The sequence below is a fragment of the Inquilinus limosus genome, assembly GCF_051487185.1.
GTDB lineage: Bacteria > Pseudomonadota > Alphaproteobacteria > DSM-16000 > Inquilinaceae > Inquilinus > Inquilinus limosus_F.
Map to the genome: position 1 here is coordinate 32,758 of NZ_JAHVDK010000019.1, position 17,798 is coordinate 50,555.

General features: G+C 69.8%; 19 protein-coding genes, 1 tRNA gene and 1 riboswitch. Of the genes, 10 read left to right on the top strand and 10 right to left on the bottom strand.

The annotated features are described in order from the left end of the window. Positions 1–65: 65 nt before the first annotated feature. On the top strand, positions 66–1,250 hold the full coding sequence (locus KXR53_RS21215; protein ID WP_437377262.1) for a citrate/2-methylcitrate synthase: 1,185 nt from the start codon (positions 66–68) through the stop codon (positions 1,248–1,250). Here the strand turns inward: KXR53_RS21215 and KXR53_RS21220 are convergent. After that, positions 1,241–3,172, bottom strand: coding sequence for an adenylate/guanylate cyclase domain-containing protein (locus KXR53_RS21220; protein WP_437377263.1), 1,932 nt, complete (start codon positions 3,170–3,172; stop codon positions 1,241–1,243). The genes KXR53_RS21215 and KXR53_RS21220 overlap by 10 nt on opposite strands. A gap of 167 nt (positions 3,173–3,339) precedes the next feature. Here KXR53_RS21220 and KXR53_RS21225 point away from each other — a divergent pair, with 167 nt between their 5' ends. Further along, a complete protein-coding gene (locus KXR53_RS21225; protein ID WP_437377264.1) occupies positions 3,340–4,581 on the top strand; it encodes an MFS transporter in 1,242 nt (413 codons plus the stop codon). A gap of 59 nt (positions 4,582–4,640) precedes the next feature. Here the strand turns inward: KXR53_RS21225 and KXR53_RS21230 are convergent, their stop codons facing one another. Further along, positions 4,641–5,243 (bottom strand): sigma-70 family RNA polymerase sigma factor, encoded by a 603-nt coding sequence (locus KXR53_RS21230; protein ID WP_437377265.1) that lies wholly within the window; start codon positions 5,241–5,243, stop codon positions 4,641–4,643. A 126-nt stretch (positions 5,244–5,369) separates the two neighbouring features. Then, positions 5,370–5,609, bottom strand: a complete 240-nt coding sequence (locus KXR53_RS21235; protein ID WP_437359193.1) for a NepR family anti-sigma factor — start codon at positions 5,607–5,609, stop codon at positions 5,370–5,372. A 200-nt stretch (positions 5,610–5,809) separates the two neighbouring features. Here KXR53_RS21235 and KXR53_RS21240 point away from each other — a divergent pair, with 200 nt between their 5' ends. Beyond that, a complete protein-coding gene (locus KXR53_RS21240) occupies positions 5,810–6,610 on the top strand; it encodes a response regulator (protein WP_437359074.1) in 801 nt (266 codons plus the stop codon). Positions 6,611–6,647: 37 nt separating this feature from the next. Then, on the top strand, positions 6,648–7,853 hold the full coding sequence (locus KXR53_RS21245; RefSeq protein WP_437377266.1) for a sensor histidine kinase: 1,206 nt from the start codon (positions 6,648–6,650) through the stop codon (positions 7,851–7,853). Between the two features lie 294 nt (positions 7,854–8,147). Here KXR53_RS21245 and KXR53_RS21250 read toward each other — a convergent pair whose 3' ends face one another. Next, positions 8,148–8,636 (bottom strand): Lrp/AsnC family transcriptional regulator, encoded by a 489-nt coding sequence (locus tag KXR53_RS21250; RefSeq protein WP_437377267.1) that lies wholly within the window; start codon positions 8,634–8,636, stop codon positions 8,148–8,150. A 263-nt stretch (positions 8,637–8,899) separates the two neighbouring features. Between KXR53_RS21250 and KXR53_RS21255 the strand changes: the two genes are divergently transcribed. The 3 genes from KXR53_RS21255 to KXR53_RS21265 all read left to right on the top strand — a co-directional run bounded on the left by KXR53_RS21255 (position 8,900) and on the right by KXR53_RS21265 (position 12,140). Continuing rightward, positions 8,900–9,361: a cysteine dioxygenase gene (locus KXR53_RS21255; RefSeq protein ID WP_437377268.1), complete on the top strand. Its 462-nt coding sequence runs from the start codon at positions 8,900–8,902 to the stop codon at positions 9,359–9,361. A gap of 108 nt (positions 9,362–9,469) precedes the next feature. After that, positions 9,470–11,116 (top strand): long-chain-fatty-acid--CoA ligase, encoded by a 1,647-nt coding sequence (locus KXR53_RS21260; RefSeq protein WP_437377269.1) that lies wholly within the window; start codon positions 9,470–9,472, stop codon positions 11,114–11,116. Positions 11,117–11,159: 43 nt separating this feature from the next. Further along, positions 11,160–11,265: riboswitch (TPP riboswitch) on the top strand. Between the two features lie 41 nt (positions 11,266–11,306). After that, a complete protein-coding gene (locus KXR53_RS21265) occupies positions 11,307–12,140 on the top strand; it encodes an EamA family transporter (protein ID WP_437377270.1) in 834 nt (277 codons plus the stop codon). On the opposite strand, the gene proB is transcribed toward KXR53_RS21265, so the two are convergent. After that, positions 12,137–13,252 (bottom strand): glutamate 5-kinase, encoded by a 1,116-nt coding sequence (gene proB, locus KXR53_RS21270; protein WP_437377271.1) that lies wholly within the window; start codon positions 13,250–13,252, stop codon positions 12,137–12,139. The genes KXR53_RS21265 and proB overlap by 4 nt on opposite strands. A 138-nt stretch (positions 13,253–13,390) precedes the next feature. On the opposite strand from proB, the gene KXR53_RS21275 reads away from it, so the two are divergent. Then, positions 13,391–13,738, top strand: a complete 348-nt coding sequence (locus tag KXR53_RS21275) for a gamma-glutamylcyclotransferase family protein (protein WP_437377272.1) — start codon at positions 13,391–13,393, stop codon at positions 13,736–13,738. 159 nt (positions 13,739–13,897) lie between these two features. On the opposite strand, the gene KXR53_RS21280 is transcribed toward KXR53_RS21275, so the two are convergent. From KXR53_RS21280 to rplU, 4 genes are all read right to left on the bottom strand, one after another. Beyond that, positions 13,898–14,320: a GNAT family N-acetyltransferase gene (locus KXR53_RS21280; protein WP_437377273.1), complete on the bottom strand. Its 423-nt coding sequence runs from the start codon at positions 14,318–14,320 to the stop codon at positions 13,898–13,900. A gap of 23 nt (positions 14,321–14,343) precedes the next feature. Beyond that, on the bottom strand, positions 14,344–15,411 hold the full coding sequence (gene obgE / locus KXR53_RS21285) for a GTPase ObgE (protein WP_437377274.1): 1,068 nt from the start codon (positions 15,409–15,411) through the stop codon (positions 14,344–14,346). Between the two features lie 135 nt (positions 15,412–15,546). Continuing rightward, positions 15,547–15,810, bottom strand: coding sequence for a 50S ribosomal protein L27 (gene rpmA / locus KXR53_RS21290; protein WP_026871056.1), 264 nt, complete (start codon positions 15,808–15,810; stop codon positions 15,547–15,549). A gap of 15 nt (positions 15,811–15,825) precedes the next feature. Next, entirely contained in the window at positions 15,826–16,140 is a 315-nt protein-coding gene (gene rplU / locus KXR53_RS21295) for a 50S ribosomal protein L21 (protein ID WP_437377275.1), read from the bottom strand. Between the two features lie 260 nt (positions 16,141–16,400). Between rplU and KXR53_RS21300 the strand changes: the two genes are divergently transcribed. Both KXR53_RS21300 and KXR53_RS21305 read left to right on the top strand, forming a co-directional pair. Continuing rightward, positions 16,401–16,490 (top strand) — tRNA-Ser (locus KXR53_RS21300). Positions 16,491–16,575: 85 nt separating this feature from the next. Next, positions 16,576–16,824, top strand: a complete 249-nt coding sequence (locus KXR53_RS21305) for a hypothetical protein (protein WP_437377276.1) — start codon at positions 16,576–16,578, stop codon at positions 16,822–16,824. Positions 16,825–16,845: 21 nt separating this feature from the next. Here the strand turns inward: KXR53_RS21305 and KXR53_RS21310 are convergent, their stop codons facing one another. Continuing rightward, entirely contained in the window at positions 16,846–17,742 is an 897-nt protein-coding gene (locus tag KXR53_RS21310) for an SDR family oxidoreductase (protein ID WP_437377277.1), read from the bottom strand. Positions 17,743–17,798: the final 56 nt, after the last annotated feature.

The window sequence follows — 17,798 nt, forward strand, 5'->3', positions numbered from 1 at the left end:
CAGCGATTTCGGGTGAGGGAGCGGCGCAGGCCCGTCGTCTCGTCCCGGCCCCTCCCCCGCCGCCCATGATCCAGGAACCGACCCTGTCGGCGAGCGAGGCGGCGGCGGAGCTGGGGGTCAGCGTGGCGACGCTCTATGCCTATGTCAGCCGCGGCATGATCCGCTCGATCGCCGAGCCCGGCCGCCGCCAGCGCCGCTACGCCGCCGCCGACATCCGCCGCCTGGCCCGTAAATCCGAGCCCGAATCCGCTCCGCCGCCCCTCTACTGGGGCCAGCCGGTACTGGAGTCAGGAATCACCCTTGTGGCCGGCGGGCGGCTCTACTACCGCGGCCGGGACGCGGTGCGGCTGGCCGAGAGCGCGACGCTGGAGAGCGTCGCCGGGCTGCTGTGGTCCGTCGACGCCGACGACCCCTTCGCCGCCCCGGCCGCGCCGCTGCCGCCGACCGCCGCGCGCATCGCTGCCGGGGCCACCGGCCTGCCGCCGCTGGAGCGGGCCATGGCCGTGCTGCCGGCCCTCGGCGTCGAGGACGACCGCGCCCTCGCCCGCTCTGCGGCCGGGCTGCAGCGCACCGGCGCGCGCCTGCTGCGCTGGTTGACCGCGGTGATGCTGCGGCGCCCGGCCTCGGCGGCGCCGGCGCATGAGGCCCTGGCGGAGACCTGGGGCGCGCCCCAGGGCGCCGACCTGCTGCGCCGGGCCCTGGTGCTGTGCGCCGACCACGAGCTGACCGCCTCGACCTTCGCCGCCCGCATCACCGCCTCGACCGGGGCCTCGCCGCATGCCGCGGTCGCCGCCGGCCTGGCGGCGCTGAACGGCCCGCTGCACGGCGGCCTGAGCGCCCGCACCGGGGCCTTCCTGGAGACGGTGCTGGCCGCCGACGATGCCCGCCGGACGGTGGTGGAGCGGCTGCAGCGTGGCGAAGACCTGCCCGGCTTCGGCCACACCCTCTATCCCGAAGGCGACCCGCGCGGCCAGCACCTGCTCGACCGCCTCGCCGCCGGCTGGCCGGAAGCGCCGGAACTGGCCGTGGCGCGCACCCTGGCCGAAACCATGGCCGACCTGACCGGCGAGAAGCCGACGCTGGACTTCGCCCTGGTGCTTGCGGCCCGGGTGATCGGCCTGCCGCCCGAGGCGCCGCTGGCGGTCTTCGCCCTCGGCCGCAGCGTCGGCTGGATGGCGCATGTGATGGAGCAGTACGCCGCGGCCCGGCTGATCCGCCCCAGGGCCCGCTATGTCGGCCCTCAACCCTGAGGCTCCGCCCCCCCGCGCAACCCGACCAGGGCATAGATCGGCACCGGCTCGCGTGCGCCGCGGGGAACCTCGTTGCCGACGAAGCGGAACTCGAACTCCTCCCCCGCCTCCTGCCGCACCGCCTCGCTGGCCAGGATCGTGGTGCCGTGGATCTTGTTCAGCGCCTCCAGCCGCGCCGCGACGTTCACCGTGTGGCCGAGCGCCGTGTAGTTCATGCGGTCGACCGAGCCGACATTGCCGACCACCGCGTCGCCCGTGTGCAGGCCGAAGCGGGTCAGCATCGGCCGGCTGCCCTCCACTTCGAACTCGGCATTCAGCTTGTCGATCCGCGCGGCCGCGTTCAGGGCGCCGATGCAGGCGCGGCGGACATGGTCGGGCTGGGGCTCCGGCGCGTTCCAGAACGCCATGACGCTGTCGCCGATATACTTGTCGATGGTGGCGCCGCTGGCGATCAGCTCCTCCCCCAGAGCGCTGAAGTAGCGCGAGGTGCGCTCCATCAGCTCCTCCGGCGCCAGCCCCTCGGCCAGGGCGGTGAAGCCTTCGACATCGGAGAACAGCACGGTGATCGGCTGGCGCCGGCCGCCCAGCGCCGGGACCAGCTTCTGGGCGACGATGCCGCGGACGATCTGCCCGGGAACATAGGCGGCGAAGGTCCGCAGCGTCAGGCCGAGCACCCCGATGGCGGAGGCCAATGACCGGATCTCCTCGATCCGCGACCGCGTCGAGCCGCCGCCATGAAAGTCGAACCGCATGATCTGCCCGAGCTCCGCCGTCACCCGGCGCAGCGGCCGCGCCAGCGCGCGCGCCGCGGCCATGACGATGCCGAGCGCGAGCAGGGTGGCGCCGACGCCGATCAGCAGCGAGGTGAACCGGATGCGATCGGCCGGCCCGACCACCAGGTCGTAGGGATAAGCGATGCCGAGCACGATATCGGGCATGTTGGAGGCAATGAGCTCGAAGCGTTCGAGATAGGGTTCGTCCCCGAGCTGGCCCATGAAGTTCCGGCCGGTGCCGACAGCTTGGAAGCTGCGGTACATCTCGGCCAGGATCGGCGATCCCAGCTCGGTCATCCGCGGCAGATGTTCCGCCCGCGCCTCCCGGAACTCGGTGCGGAAGCGGACACCGTCGGGATGGGCGATCAGCTCTCCGGACCGGCTGAACACCACCAGATCGAGACCGTGTTGCCTGCGCAGATCGGCCAGGGTGCTGTCGACGCTCGCGAGGCCGATGTCGATCCCGAACACCACGTCGCCGGCCAGGCGGGACTTCCGCGCCAGGGTGAGGCCCACCTGGTTCATGTTGGCGAAGCGATAGGGCTCGGTGACGATCGCCCCGGCGGTGGCGAATGCCTGTTCGTACCAGGGCCGGGTGCGGGGGTCGAAGTCGGTCGGCGCCGTCCGCGGCTCGCCGAGCGGACGCCCCTGGGCGTCGGTTATCACCCAGCGCGCGGTCGCACCGTTCGAGCGGCGGTCGACGAACTCGAGCACATAGGTCGCCCCAGGCAGCGCCGTAGCCTTCATCTCCGGCAATCGCGCCGTCGCCAGCGACTCCGCCAGGACGAAGCGGCCATCGTTCCAGGCGACGAAGAAGGAGGTGGCTGCCGGCAGCACCTTCTCGAGGTCGCGCAGCGTGCCGCCCGCCACCACACCCAGATGGTCCTCGGGCACATCGGTCTCGATCGTCAGCGTGGAGGTGTCCAGCACCACCTGGGCCAGATGTAGCCCGTCCTGGAACTCGCCCCGCACCCGTTCGACCACCCGATCGAAGCGGGCGCTGGCATCGGCGCGGACGAGCTTCGTCACCTCGCCATTGTTGTACCAGATCAGGCCGCCGGCGATCGCCAGGACGATGACGGCGAACACCGCCGCCACCACGGCCTGCAGCTTCCACGGCCCGAGCCCGGTTGCAACCAAGCCCCGCATGCCCCCTCCCAGGGTTGTGCTCGCCACCCTAGCCCGACGATGCGCCGGCCGGAACCTCCCCGATCGGGCCATGCCAGACAGATCGGGGCTGCCCTTCGATCACGCCGTTTGACACGCCTCGCCGGGCCGCGCTTGCCTGCGAAGGAACGCCCCGCGCCGCCCGGACCATGCCCGCCCTCTACCTGCCCGTCGCCGCCATCATCCTCGGCATCTCCGTCCTGCAGATCGCCAACGGCATCTTGATCACGATCCTGCCGATCTCGCTGACCGAGGCCGGCTATTCGATCCAGGCCTACAGCGCCGTGGCGACGGCGCATTCGCTGAGCTTTCTCGCCGGCTGCGTGCTGTCGGTCCGGATCATCGGCGCGGTCGGCCATATCCGCGCCTTCGCCGCCTATGCCGCCGCCAGCTCGGTGACGGCGCTGAGCTTCGCCGTCGCCCCCGACCCGGCGCTGTGGATGGCGTTGCGCCTGGTCACCGGCTTCTGCTCTGCCGGGCTGTTCACCGTGGCCGAGAGCTGGCTGAACGAGATGACGCCGAACGCCCATCGCGGCCGGGTGTTCTCGGTCTACACCATCGTCCAGAAGGTCGCCCTGGTCGGCGGCCAGTTCGTGCTGCTGCTCACTGGCGGGCCGGTGGTGCTGGGGCTGTTCATGATCGCCTCGGCGTTCTACTCGATGTCGCTGATCCCGGTGGCGCTGAACCGGGCCGGCACCCCGTCGATCGCGGCGCTTCGCACCCTACCGCTGCGCGAGCTGTACCGGATCGCGCCTGCGGCGCTGATCGGCTGCGTCGCCAGCGGGCTGATCAACAACGCCGTCGCCTCGATCGGCCCGATCTGGGGCCTCGCGGTCGGGCTCAGCGCCGGCCTGGCCGGCGCTATCCCGGCCATGGCCCAGGTCGGCAACCTTTTGGCGCAATGGCCGCTGGGCCGGCTGTCGGACCGGATCGACCGGCGCGGCGTGATGCTCGGCGCCAGCATCGTCACCATGCTGGTGTCGCTGACGCTCGCCCTGGTGCGGCCGGAGTCGGACTGGCTGCTGGCAGTGCTGTTCGGCCTGTGGGGCGCGGCCTCGATCTCGACCTACGGCATCTGCGTCGCCCATGCCAACGACCTGGCGCCGCGCGGCACGGCAGTGGCGCTGTCCAGCAGCCTGCTGCTGTCCTGGGGGGTCGGCGCCTGCGCCGGGCCGCTGGTCGCCTCGGCCGTGATCGACCGGATCGGGCCGAACGGCCTGTTCCTCTACGGCGCCGCGGTGGCGGCGGTCACCGCCCTCTTCACCGCCTGGCGCATGACCCGCCGCCAGGCCCGCCCGGCGGAGGAGCGCGAGCCCTTCGTCAACCGCCCGGCGACCAGCCCGATCGTCAGCGAGCTGACGGCGCCGCGGGATCCGGGGAAACAGGGCTGAAACGAAACGGGCGGCCCGAAGGCCGCCCGCTTCGCTGAAACGGGACCAAGCGACGGCCGCTACGCCGTCCGCCTCGACGCGGGCTGCAGGGCGAGACGAGGCCGCATCACTTTCGCCGGCGCCGCGGCGGCTCCGCGTCCGCGCCGCTCGCCTGCGAAGTCGCCTCGTCTCGCCAATCCTCGCCCCGCGCTGAGCAGCCTCGCCAGCTCGCGCCGGGCCCGGGACAGGCGGCTCTTCACCGTGCCGACGGCGCAGTTGCAGATCTCCGCCGCCTCCTCGTAGCTGAAGCCCGAGGCGCCGACCATCAGCAGGATCTCGCGCTGATCGGGCGTCAGCATCATCAGCGCCCGGCGGAAATCCTGGAACTCCAGCTTCGAATCCTGCGACGGCGGCACCCAGAGGAGATCGAGATCGACCCCGTCCTTCGGCTCGGCCACGAATTTCCGACGCCGCAGCTGGTTGACATACTGGTTGCGCAGGATCGTGAAGATCCAGGCCCGGAAGTTGGTGCCCGGCGTGAACTGGTTCTCGGCCCGGAGCGCGCGAAGGATCGCGTCCTGGACCAGATCATCGGCGCGATCCGCATCACCGCTGAGCGAACGGGCGAAGGCCCGCAGATGCGGGATCGCCTTGGTCAGCTCGGCGTGAAAGTCGAATGGCACATTCCCCTCCTTGTTGACGCCGACGGCCGTGCCGCCCACGCGGGATTCATGGCGGTACGATCGCGACTCTCGGCACCGAATGAGGCAGAAATTCGGCCCGTCCGCAACCCGCCGCGCCGGTTTCGGTCAGCGATCCTTATCCTCCTTCGGCTTGTCCGCGCGCTTGGCGCTTTCCTCGAGCATCCGCACCAGATCGTCCGGCAACGGTTCCTCCAGCACCGGATCGTACAACGATCGGAGCTGCTGCGAGAGCCAGTTGTCGAATTGCGGCGGCCGCTTCAGGCGGTCCGGTGCCGGACGGCCGGAGTCGGCCGGCCGCGCCCCGGGTTCCCGCCTCCGCGTCCGCTCGCCTCGCCGTCGGTTCATCAACACTCGATCCCGCTCTGCTTCGGCCGATAGTGGCGCGCGCTACAATACCAATCCCCGATCCGTATGGAAGTTCCTGTGCCACCCCTTGCCCGTCGAACAGTTTCTGCAGCATTGGATACGGATTGCGATCACGGCCGACGGCCGCTAAGCATAGCGCTCGACGAGCTGCCCTTACCGCATTCGTCAAGGTGGACGCAATGACCGGCACTTCCCAGGAGATCCTGAAGCACCTGCCCTACCTGCGGCGCTATGCCCGGGCCCTGGTCGGGTCGCAGGAGCGGGGCGACCAGTACATGCGGGTGTTCCTGGAGGCGATCCTGGCCGACCCGCAGCGGATCTCGCCCGACGGCGACCTGCGGGTCCAGCTCTTCGCCGTATTCCACGACGTCTGCACCCTCCTGCACGCCGCCGACGAGGAGGAGACCGCGGCGGCGCCGCTGGAGGGGCTGGTGCCGGTCGAGACCCGGCTGTCGCAGCTGACCCCGACGCAGCGCCAGGTCCTGCTGCTGGTCTCGCTCGAAGGCTTCTCCTTCGCCGATGTAGGCTTCATCCTGCACCTGCCGGAGGCGGAGGTGCGCGACCAGCTCGACGCCGCCCGGAAGGAGATGCAGCGCCAGCACCCGGCCCGAATCCTGATCGTCGAGGACGAGCCGCTGATCGCCATGGACATCGCCCGCATCGTCGAGGAGATGGGCCACACCGTCTGCGGCACCGCCGCCGACCATGCCGAGGCGGTGGCCCTGTCGAAGCGCACCTCGCCGCACATCGTCCTGGCCGACATCCAGCTCAAGGGCGGCGACAGCGGCATCGAGGCGGTGCAGGAGATCCTGAACGGCATCTCGGTGCCGGTGGTCTTCGTCACCGGCTTTCCCGAGCGGCTGCTAACCGGCGAGCGGCTGGAGCCGACCTTCGTCGTCACCAAGCCGTTCCGCCCCGAGGCGCTGATCTCGGTGATCGGCCAGGCCCTGGCGATGCATCCGCCGCTCGCGCCGGCCTGACGCCGGGATGGCGACCGGGTCGGGTGGCGGCTCTCCCATGACCAGTGCGCTGATCACCGCCATCGACACCCGCGAGGAACGCGACGTGATCGCCGCCCGGCAGCGCGTGCGGCTGGTGGCGACCGAGCTGGGCTTCGACGGCCGTGACCGGGTGCGGATCGTCGCCGCCGCCTCGGCCATGACGCGCAGCTTCCTGGCGCGCTACGAGCAGGCCAATGTGTCGCTGCTGGTCACCGCCGGCCCGCCGATGGCGCTGGAGATCGTGCTGGCCGCGCCACGCCGGCCGCCGGGCCAGGGACAGCAGCGGCCGCGCCTCGACACCGCGGCGGTGCGGGCGCTGATGGATTGGGTCGAGCTGCGCCACGCCCGCGGCGTGGTCCGCCTCTTGATGCGCAAGGAGCTGCCCGCCGCCGCCGGCCGCGAGCCGACGGCGCTGGCGCACCGGACCATGGCGGCGCTGGCGGACGAGACCGGCGTCGACCCGTTCGAGGAGGTGCACCGGCAGACGATCGAGCAGATCGCCAGCCTGACCGAGCTGCGCCAGCGCGAGGAGCAGCTGATCGCCGCCAACGCCCAGCTGCGCGAGGTGGAGCGGGCGCTGCGCGCCAGCCTGGAGGAGAAGGACGTGCTGATGCGCGAGGTGCATCACCGCGTCAACAACAACCTGCAGATCATCTCCAGCCTCTTGAACCTGCAGGCCTCGCGCGCCACCGAGCCGGCGGTGCGGGAGGAGCTGGCGGTGGTCGGCAACCGCATCCAGTCGCTGAGCCTGGTGCATCAGAAGCTGTACCGGTCGGACGACCTGTCGCATATCGACGCCGGCAGCTACGTCCAGGAACTGTGCGCCCATCTGCAGTCGACCTTCGCCGCCACCACCGGCCCGGTGGGGCTGACGGTCGAGGCGCCGCGCCAGCAGATCCCGCTGGACAGCGCCATCCATCTCGGCCTGATCGTCAACGAACTGGTCACCAACAGCCTGAAGCATGGCTTCCGCGACGGCCGCGGCGGCCATATCGCCGTGTCGCTGCACCGCACCGGCACCGACAGCCTGACCCTGACCATCGTCGATGACGGAAGGCCGGACGACGGCAGCCGGCGCGGCTTCGGCATGACCCTGGTCGAGGCCATGGTCCGCCGGCTGGACGGCAGCCTGACCATCGACCGGAACGGCGGCACGCGGACGACCCTGACCGTGCCGCTGCCCAAGGATACCGCCCAAAAGCGTTCCGAATCAGAACTCTAGGAAGAAACTTCACAGCGTAACGTAAACTTCGCCCCCTATAGTACTGACGCCGAAATACAAGACGATTTGTATGTCAATTTTTCTTTGTCCGATCAATCGCCTCGCGCCGGTCCTTTAGAAAAACACTCCACCCTCGTCGCGTTTATGGTATAGTTACACGTGCAGTACCTTCTGCACCCTTCCGCTTCCTAACGACCTCAACCAAGCCGCGGTCCCCCGCGGCTTGTTTTTGTGCGCATGAATCATCGACGCTGCCGGCGAGGCGAAAGCCGCCGGGAACCCGGTCCGCCGAGCTCAAGGGGAGACGAAGGTGAGCGGGATCTCGGTCGTCGACTTGATCTCCTCCATGGCGAACATCGAGGTGACGTCCGCCAGCTCGATCCGCGCGATGATCTTTTTGTAGAGCGCATCATAGCTGCCGATGTCGGCGACATAGGCCTTGAGCAGATAATCGATCTCACCGCTCATGCGATAGACGTCGACAATCTCCGGGAGGTCGCGCACGGCGCGGCTGAAGCGCTCGAGCCATTCGACCGTGTGCTGGTTCGTCCGCACGGCGATGAACACCGTCACGCCGACATTGAGGGCCGCCTTGTCGAGCAACGCCACGCGTCTGCGGACAATGCCCGCCTGCTCCAGCTTCTGCACCCGGCGCCAGCACGGCGTGGCGGAGATGCCGGCCTTTGCCGCGAGGTCGGCAAGCGCGATCGTCGCGTCCGCCTGCAGCGCCTTCAGGATCCTGAGATCGATCTCATCGAGCTTGAGCCGCGTCGGCGGGGCCACGGCATGGGTTCCCTTCTGTGGCGGCGACGCCTCCGCTTTGGGCAGACGGCATCACCCAGAATGCCAATCATAGAAACAGATTCTATCGAATTCGCGAAACTTGAAAATCAATTTCCACAAACAAGCTCGCTTCCGCCAACAACGCAAGCTGATTCCCATGGGTCGGGCATACCCTGTCTCTCATGCATCGAGAGGCAGGTCGCACCATGAATCACGCAGCCATATCAGATGCCTTCCGGTCCACCGCGAGGCTGGCGGGCACGATGCTGAGGACCCTGCCGGACTTCGGTGGATCGCCACGGGCGATGCTAGAGCATTTCACGGCACATCCCGAGCTCATCTGCGATCTCGACCTGGAGCACCGGCCCGGCAGCTACGCCCGCAACCTGCTGTGGGGCGATTCCGAGACGAGCGTCTGGGCGATGGTGTGGGACAAGGGCGCCCGGACGGCAATCCATGACCACCACTGTTCCTGCGCCTTCGGCATCGTCATTGGCAGCCTGACCGAGATCCGCTTCCGGGCCATCGACGAGATGCGGGCGGCGAAGACCTGGGAAGCCGTGCACCAGCCGGGCGACATCGCGAGCCTGGCGACCACGCATCCCAACATCCATCAGATGGTCAATGACGGCGACTCGGTCGCGATCTCCCTGCACATCTACGGCTTCGACCACCGCGTGCATGCCTCTTCCGTCGACCGTGAGTACCTGCTCGCGCCGCTCTGAAGCTCTCCTGGCGGGCGGCTTTTCCCAGTTTCTCTGTAGCTTCGACCTGCTTTCCCCCTACTCTCTGTGAAAGGCGGCACGCCCGCCGCGACAGAAGGGGAGGAGGCGATGCTCGGTCGGATGCAGCACGGACCCTTGCTGATCGGATCGCTGCTGGAGCATGCGGCACGCTTCCACCGCCACTCCCGGGTGACCACCCAGCGCCGCGACGGCAGCACCGTCGTCCATTCCTATCCCGAGATCGCCGCCCGCACCGCCCGGCTGGCCCACGCCCTGGCCGGGCGCAGCGTCGCCCGGGGCGAGCGGCTGGCGACGCTGGCCTGGAACGACCACCGGCATCTCGAGCTCTATTACGGCGTCAGCGGCATCGGCGCGGTGTGCCACACGGTCAATCCGCGGCTGTTCCCGGACCAGATCGCCTACATCCTGACCGATGCCGGCGACACGCATCTGTTCCTCGACCCGATGTTCCTGCCGATCCTGGCCGGGATCGGCGACCGGCTGCCGCCGGATCTCAAGACCCTGGTGCTGCTGGAGCCGCCGGCCGAGCCGGTGCCCACTGCCCTCGCCGCCCGGTTCGAGATCCTCGAGTACGAGGCGCTGATCGCCGGCCATCCGGACACGTTCGACTGGCCGGTCTTCGACGAGAACACGGCCGCCTTCCTCTGCTATTCCTCCGGCACCACCGGCGAGCCGAAGGGCGTTCTGTCCTCGCACCGCTCGACCGTGCTGCACGCCTATGCCGCGAACCAGCCCGACGCCTTCGGCCTGCGCGCGACCGACGTCGCCATGCCGGTGGTGCCGATGTTCCACGTCAACGCCTGGGGCATCCCCTTCGTCGCGCCGCTGGCCGGGGCGTCGCTGGTGCTGCCCGGGCCGCGGCTGGACGGCGCCTCGCTGTTCCGGCTGATCGAGCAGGCTGGGGTGACCTTCTCGGCCGGCGTGCCGACGATCTGGCTCGGCCTCCTCGCCCATCTGCGCGAGAGCGGCCAACACTTCACCCGGCCGCCGCGGCTGGTGATCGGCGGCTCGGCCTGCCCGCTGCCGCTGATCGAGGCGTTCGAGCGCGATTACGGCGTCGAGATCGGCCATGCCTGGGGAATGACCGAGACCAGCCCGATCGGCCTGTTCAACGCGCCGAAGCCGGAGACCGTCGGCCGGGACGAGGCCGAGCGGCTGGCGCTGAAGCGCAAGCAGGGCCGGCCGATCCCCGGGATCGCGCTGCGCATCGTCGACGCCGAGGGCCGCGACGTGCCGGCGGACGGGGTCGCCTTCGGCGAGATCCTGGTACGCGGGCCCTGGGTGGCCGCCGCCTATTTCGGCCGCGACGACGACCCCGCCTTCACCCTGGACGGCTGGTTCCGCACCGGCGACGTCGCGACCATGGACGAGAGCGGCTATGTCGAGATCGTCGACCGCGCCAAGGACGTGATCAAATCGGGCGGCGAATGGATCAGCTCGATCGCGCTGGAGAACATCGCCGTCGGCCATCCGAAGCTGCGCGAGGCGGCGGTGATCGGCGCCCGCCACCCGAAATGGGACGAGCGGCCGGTGCTGGTCGCGGTGCCGGCGGCGGGCCAGAGCCCGACCAAGGAGGAGATCCTGGCCTGGTTCGAGGGCAAGGTCGCGACATGGTGGCTGCCGGACGACGTGGTCTTCGTCGACGAGCTGCCGCACACCGCCACCGGCAAGCTGCAGAAGACCGAGCTGCGCAAGCGGTACCGGGACCATCTGGTGAGCCGGGCCGCGCCATAGCCCGGCGGCCATTGCCCGGTCCGAAGATCCCGCCCATACTCTCCCGGCCACCAGGGGGAGCCGAGCCTGGCTGAGAGGTCCCGCACAGCGGGACGACCCCTGAACCTGATCCGGGTCATGCCGGCGTAGGGATGGGGGACAGCATGCGCGGCCGATTCATCATCGCTTCTTCCGCCGCTCGGACACGGGGATGAGCCCCGCTGTCATCGGGCTGGCGCTGTTCGCGGCCGTGCTGCACGCGACCTGGAACGCCGTGCTGCGCGCCGGCGCCGACCGGCTGTGGTCCATGATGGTCATGAACGTCGCGGCCACGGCCGTCGCGATTCCCTGGGCCGCCCTGCTGCCGCTGCCCGCGCCCGCGAGCTGGCCGTATCTCCTGCTCTCCTCCGCCCTGCAGGTCGGCTACAGCGTCTTCCTGGTCTTCGCCTACCGCCATGGCGAGCTGGGCCAGGTCTATCCCGTGGTCCGCGGCAGCGTGCCCCTGCTGGTGACGCTGGGCGCCTTCCTGGCGACGGGGCAGCGGCCGCCGGACCCGGCCCTGCTCGGCATCGTCCTGGTCTGCCTCGGCATCATCAGCCTCGCCATCGGCCGCAGACGGGCGACGCCGGTCTCGATCGTGCTGGCGCTCGTCACCGGCCTGTTCATCGCCGGCTACACCACGACCGACGCGATCGGCGTCCGGCAGGCCGGGAATGCGCAGGCCTACGCCGCCTGGATCTTCCTGATCTACGGGCTGCTGATGCCGGCCGCCTTCATCGCCCTGCGCGGACGGATCACGGTCGACCTGCGATCGCCGGAGACGCTGAAGGCGCTGGCCGGCGGAGTGATGTCGCTGCTGGCCTATGGCGCCGTGGTCGTCGCCTTCTCGCTGGGCCCGGCCGGCCCGATCTCCGCCCTGCGCGAGACCAGCGTCGTCTTCGCGGCGGTGATCGGCCGGATCTTCCTCGGCGAGGCGCTGACGCCCCGCCGGCTCGCGGCCTGCGCCGTCGTGGCCCTCGGCGCGATCTGCCTGGGCGCCGCCTAGCCGAGAACGAGGTCGTCGCGGTGGATCATCTCGTCCCGGCCGCGATAGCCGAGGATGGCCTCGATCTCGCGGCTCTTGTGGCCGCGGATACGGTCGGCATCGTCGGAATCATAGGCCGAAAGGCCGCGCGCCAGCACCCTGCCTTCCCCGTCCTTGACCGCGATCGGGTCACCGCGGCGGAAGCTGCCCTCGACCGCTGTCACCCCGGCCGGCAGCAGGCTGCGCCCGTCGGCCAGCGCCCTCGCGGCGCCGGCGTCGATCACCACCGCCCCGACCGGCTTCAGCGACCCGGCGATCCAGCGCTTGCGCGCGGTTCGCGGCTCCGCTCCCGGCACGAACCAGGTGCAGGGCGCGCCGGATTCGATGCGCTTGAGCGGCGCCGCCTCCTTGCCCATGGCGATGACCATGCGGCAGCCGGCGCCCATGGCGATCCGGGCGGCGACCAGCTTGGTCACCATGCCGCCGGAGGAATAGCCGGGCAGCGCCTCGCCGGCCATGGCCTCGATCTCCGGCGTCAGCTCGCTGACCACCGGGATCAGCGTCGCCGAGGGGTCGCGCTTCGGGTCGGCGGTGTAGAGGCCGTCGATGTCGGACAGCAGCACCAGCGTGTCGGCCGAGATCATCTGCGACACCCGCGCCGCCAGCCGGTCGTTGTCGCCGAAGCGGATCTCGGCCGTGGCCACCGTGTCGTTCTCGTTGATCACCGGCACGGCGCCGAGCCTGAGCAGCGTCTCGATCGTGGCGCGGCCGTTCAGGTGGCGGCGGCGGTCCTCGGTGTCCTGCAGCGTCAGCAGAATCTGGGCTACGGTGATGTCGTGCCGGGCCAGCGTCTCCTGATAGGCGTGGGCCAGGCGGATCTGGCCGGTGGCCGCGGCGGCCTGCTTCTCCTCGAGCCTGAGCGGCCGGCCCTTGAGGCCGAGATGCTCGCGCCCCGCCGCGATCGAGCCGGAGGAGACGATGATCACCTCCTGCCCGCGCGCGCGGCAGCGGGCGACGTCGTCCGCCAGGGCGTCGAGCCAGGCGCGACGCAGCTGCCCGGTGCGCGGGTCGACCAGCAGGGCGGATCCGACCTTGACGACGATGCGGCGGGCCTGGGCAAGGGAAGCGGTCATGACGGCATTCGACGGACGAAAGGCAAGGCCCCCTTCCTAGCCTCCCGACCGCATCCCAGCCAAGCCGTTCCGCACCCTCCCCGCCCCGCGGCACGGCCGCTATGATCCGCTTGCTGCATCCGATCCGGAGCCAGACGCATGACCAAGGCCGCGACCGTCCTCCTGTTCTCCTATGGCACGCTGCAGCAGGAGAATGTCCAGCTCGCCTCCTTCGGCCGCCGGCTGGAGGGGACGCTGGACACGATTCCCGGCTGGCGCCGCGGCGAGATCGAGATCACCGACCCGGAGGTGGTGCGGACCAGCGGCAAGCGCTTCCATCCGATCGTCGAGCCCAGCGGTGATGCGGCGGACGAGGTGGCGGGCACGGTGTTCCGCATCACGGAGACCGAGCTCCACGCCGCCGACGCTTATGAGGTCTCCGACTACAAGCGGATCCTGGTCCGGCTGAAATCCGGGCTGGAGGCGTGGGTCTATGTGCGGCGTTGAGTCAGCCTTCGGCACGTCTTCATCAGACGATAAGGTCGTTGAAGACCGAGTCTCGGGTCGCCCAATTCTTCAAACTGTCATGCCCGGGCTTGACCCGGGCATCCAGAGACTGTCGACATCCGCTGGATAGCCGGGTCAAGCCCGGCAATGACAATAAAGTCAGAGCGGTCGCTCCAGATCGATCTCGTCGCGGATCGGGATGCCATGGGCGCCGACCAGCGGAATCGACGGCTTGAGTCGGCGGGCCGCCTCTATCGCGCCGCGGCGGAGCGCGACCAGGCGAAAGCCGCGGCGCTGGTAGAAGCGAAGCGCGTCGAGATTGTCATTGGTCGTGGTCACCCGCATCACCCGATGGCCGCAGACCTTGAGTTCAGCCGCCACCGCCTCGACCAGCGCGGTGCCGACGCCCTGCCCTGGCGGATCGGCGTCGAGCGACATCAGCTCGCCGGCCTCCGGGTCGAAGGTGGCGAGGCCCCGCCCGAAAGGCTCTGTGACGATCGCGGGCAGGTCCCGGAGATCGATCAGCCGGCCATGCAATGCCATCAGCGGCGCACCCCAATGCGCCGTCAGGAACGCAGCCACCGCCTCCTGGTCGGCCGGACCGCTCAGTCGGAGTCGGACGGCGCCCATGGGGTGATGTCGGCCGGTGCCGGCTGCTCCTCGGCCGCCGGGGCCGGGCGGCTTTCGGCGATGCGGGTCCAGAGCAGGCGCAGCACCTCCTGCACGCCGCCGCCGGTGGCGCCGGAGAGGGCCATCACCTTGGCCTTGCGGCCGGCCGCCGCCTTCAGCGTCTTCAGCCGCGCCGCCAGCGTCCCAGGGTCCAGCGCGTCGGTCTTGTTCAGGCCGACGATCTCGGGTTTCCCGGCCAGGCCGGCGCCATAGGCCGCAAGCTCGCCGCGGACCACGCGATAGGCCTCGGCCACGTCCTCCTGGGTGCCGTCGACCAGATGCAGCAGCACGCCGCAGCGCTCGACATGGCCGAGGAAGCGGTCGCCGAGCCCGGCGCCCTCATGCGCGCCCTCGATCAGGCCGGGGATGTCGGCCAGCACGAATTCGTGGTCGTCGACCCGGACCACGCCGAGATTCGGATGCAGCGTGGTGAAGGGATAGTCGGCGATCTTGGGCCTGGCGGCGCTGGTGGCGGCCAGGAAGGTCGACTTGCCGGCATTGGGCAGGCCGACGAGGCCGGCATCGGCGATCAGCTTCAGCCGCAGCCAGACCCAGCGTTCCTCCCCCGGCCAGCCGGGATCAGCCCGGCGCGGAGCGCGGTTGGTCGAGGTCTTGAAATGGGCGTTGCCGAAACCGCCGTCGCCGCCCTTGAGCAGCCGGATGCGCTGCCCGACCTCGGTCAGGTCGGCCAGCACCGTCTCCTTGTCGTCGTCCAGCACCTGGGTGCCGACCGGCACGCGCAGCACCGCGTCCTGGCCCTTGGCGCCGGAGCGGTCCGAGCCCATGCCGTGATGGCCGCGCTCGGCCTTGAAATGCTGCTGGTAGCGGTAGTCGATCAGGGTGTTGAGCCCGTCCACCGCCTCGACCCAGACGTCGCCGCCGCGGCCGCCGTCGCCGCCGTTCGGGCCGCCGAACTCGATGAACTTCTCGCGCCGGAAGGCGACGCAGCCATTCCCGCCGTCGCCGCTCTTCAGGAAGATCTTGGCTTCGTCGAGGAACTTCATGGCCGAATCGCTCTGTGCCGCCGGCCCGCCGGCCGGCCCCGATCTTGTCGCATCAAAATAGGAAGCGGGGGAATGGTCGCCCATTCCCCCGCTTCACCAAATCCCAAGCCTGCAAGCCCCCGCGGGGGCGAGGCGTTACTCGGCGGCGTCCGCCTGGGCGATCGACACCGTGGTCCGGCCGCCGGCGGTCTTGAACTGGACGTTGCCGGGAACGAGCGCGAACAGGGTGTGGTCCTTGCCCATGCCAACATTGACGCCGGGATGGAACTTGGTGCCGCGCTGGCGGACGATGATGTTGCCCGGGACGACGACTTGGCCGCCGAACTTCTTCACGCCGAGGCGCTGACCCGCCGAATCGCGGCCATTGCGCGACGAACCACCGGCCTTCTTATGAGCCATCTCTCGATCTCCTCTTTACGCGCCGGCGATGGCGGTGATCTTGAGCACCGTCAGGTCCTGGCGGTGGCCCTTCTTCCGCCGGTAGTTCTGGCGGCGCTTCTTCTTGAAGACGATGATCTTCGGGCCACGGGTCTGCTCGACCACCTCGGCGGTGACCGAGGCGCCGGCCAGCACGGGCGTGCCGATCTTGATGGCGCCGTCGCCGCCGACCATCAGCACCTCGTCCAGGGTGACGGACGCGCCGGGCTCGGCGTCGAGACGCTCAACCGTGACAAGTTGGTCCGGAGCAACCCGGTACTGCTTCCCGCCCGTGCGGATGACTGCGAACATGGTCAAGCTGCCGTCGACTAGGAGGACGACCCGTAGCCGGCCAGTCCTCAGGTGATCAAAAACAGGCACGGGTGCCAGCCGGAACCAGCACCCGTGTCCGTGAACGCGGCACTATAGTCAGGCGCGCCCGGCTGTCAACGCCGGAATGGAGCGGGCCGGGTGAATCCGCCCACGATCGATGCTTGCATGGCCGCACACTCTCGACTATGGTCCGCGCCGGCCACGCGGAGGGGGTCTCGACACCACCCGCCGCGCCTCGCGGAGAGGTGCTAGAGTGGTTGAATAGGACGGTCTCGAAAACCGTTGTGTCCGCAAGGGCACCGAGGGTTCGAATCCCTCCCTCTCCGCCATCCCATCCCAGACATTGCTCGCCACAACTCGCCTTGGCGCGAGAGCCTTCCGGAACCCACGCCCGGCGCATGCAGTTCTCCGAGCATGGCGAAGTGTCGTGATCCGCAGGATTGGACCGTCCTTCCCTCCGGCCTGGGGGCCGGGTCGGTGAGCTGCGGCCCCTATCGCGGCAGCTATAAGACGAACAGCCGCGGCGTCGTCCAGATCACCTGGACTGACGGACCCGAGGAGGGGCCGCACGCCGTCGCTATCGAGCGCGCCGCCAACAAGGCCTGCGCCAGGGCCGAGGAAGGTCAGATGACCAAACCCGGCCGCCTGGACGCGGGAGGATGAGGGACCGGCCCGTCCGTCGGTTCAGCCCTCGAAATAGGCCGGCCGGTCGATATCGGCGATCAGGCCCGGCTGCTTCGGCTCCCAGCCCAGCAGGGCGCGGGTCCGCTCGCTCGAGGTCGGGACGTCCATCCCCGCGAACATGGCGAACCAGCCGAAATGGGCCGCTGCCTCCTCGGCGGATTTGGCGACCACCGGCACGCCGAGGCGGCGGCCGATCACCGCGGCGATGTCGCGGAACGGCACGCCCTCCTCGGCGATCGCGTGATACCGGGTCCCGGCGGCGGAGCCGCGCTCCAGTGCCAGCCGGTAGACTCCGGCAGCGTCCAGTCGGTGCACGGCGGGCCAGCGGTTGAGCCCCTCACCCACATAGGCCGATACGCCCTTCTCTCGGGCCAGGCGGCTCAGGATCGGGACGAAGCCGTGATCGCCGTCGCCATGGACCGAGGGCGGCAGGCGCACCACCGCCGCACGCACGCCCTGCGCCGCCACTGCGGCGGCGGCCGCTTCGGACATGCGGGGATAGGAGTCGGAGCCGGGAACGGGCGCATCCTCCTCGGTCGCGATCGGGCCCCGCGCCTGGATCGCGGCCCCGGAGGTGACGAGCAGCGGGCGGTCGGAGCCCGCGAGCACGTCACCGAGCGCTTCGATGGCGCGCCGATCGATCTCGCAATTCTCCCGGAATTTCGAGAAGTCGTGGATGAAGGCGGTGTGGATCACGCCGTCCGACTGCGCGGCGCCACTGCGCAGGCTGTCCAGATCATCGAGGTCGCCCCGGTGCGGCTGGGCGCCCGCGGCAAGAAGGGATTCGGCGCTCGCGTCGGAGCGGGTCAGGCCGAGCACCTGATGGCCCGCGCCAATGAGCTCCCGGACGATGGCGGAACCGACGAAACCAGTAGCGCCGGTGACGAAGACACGCATGAGAACATCTCCGTTTGAGGACGGAGGCGACTGTCTCCCTGCATGCTATCCTGGTA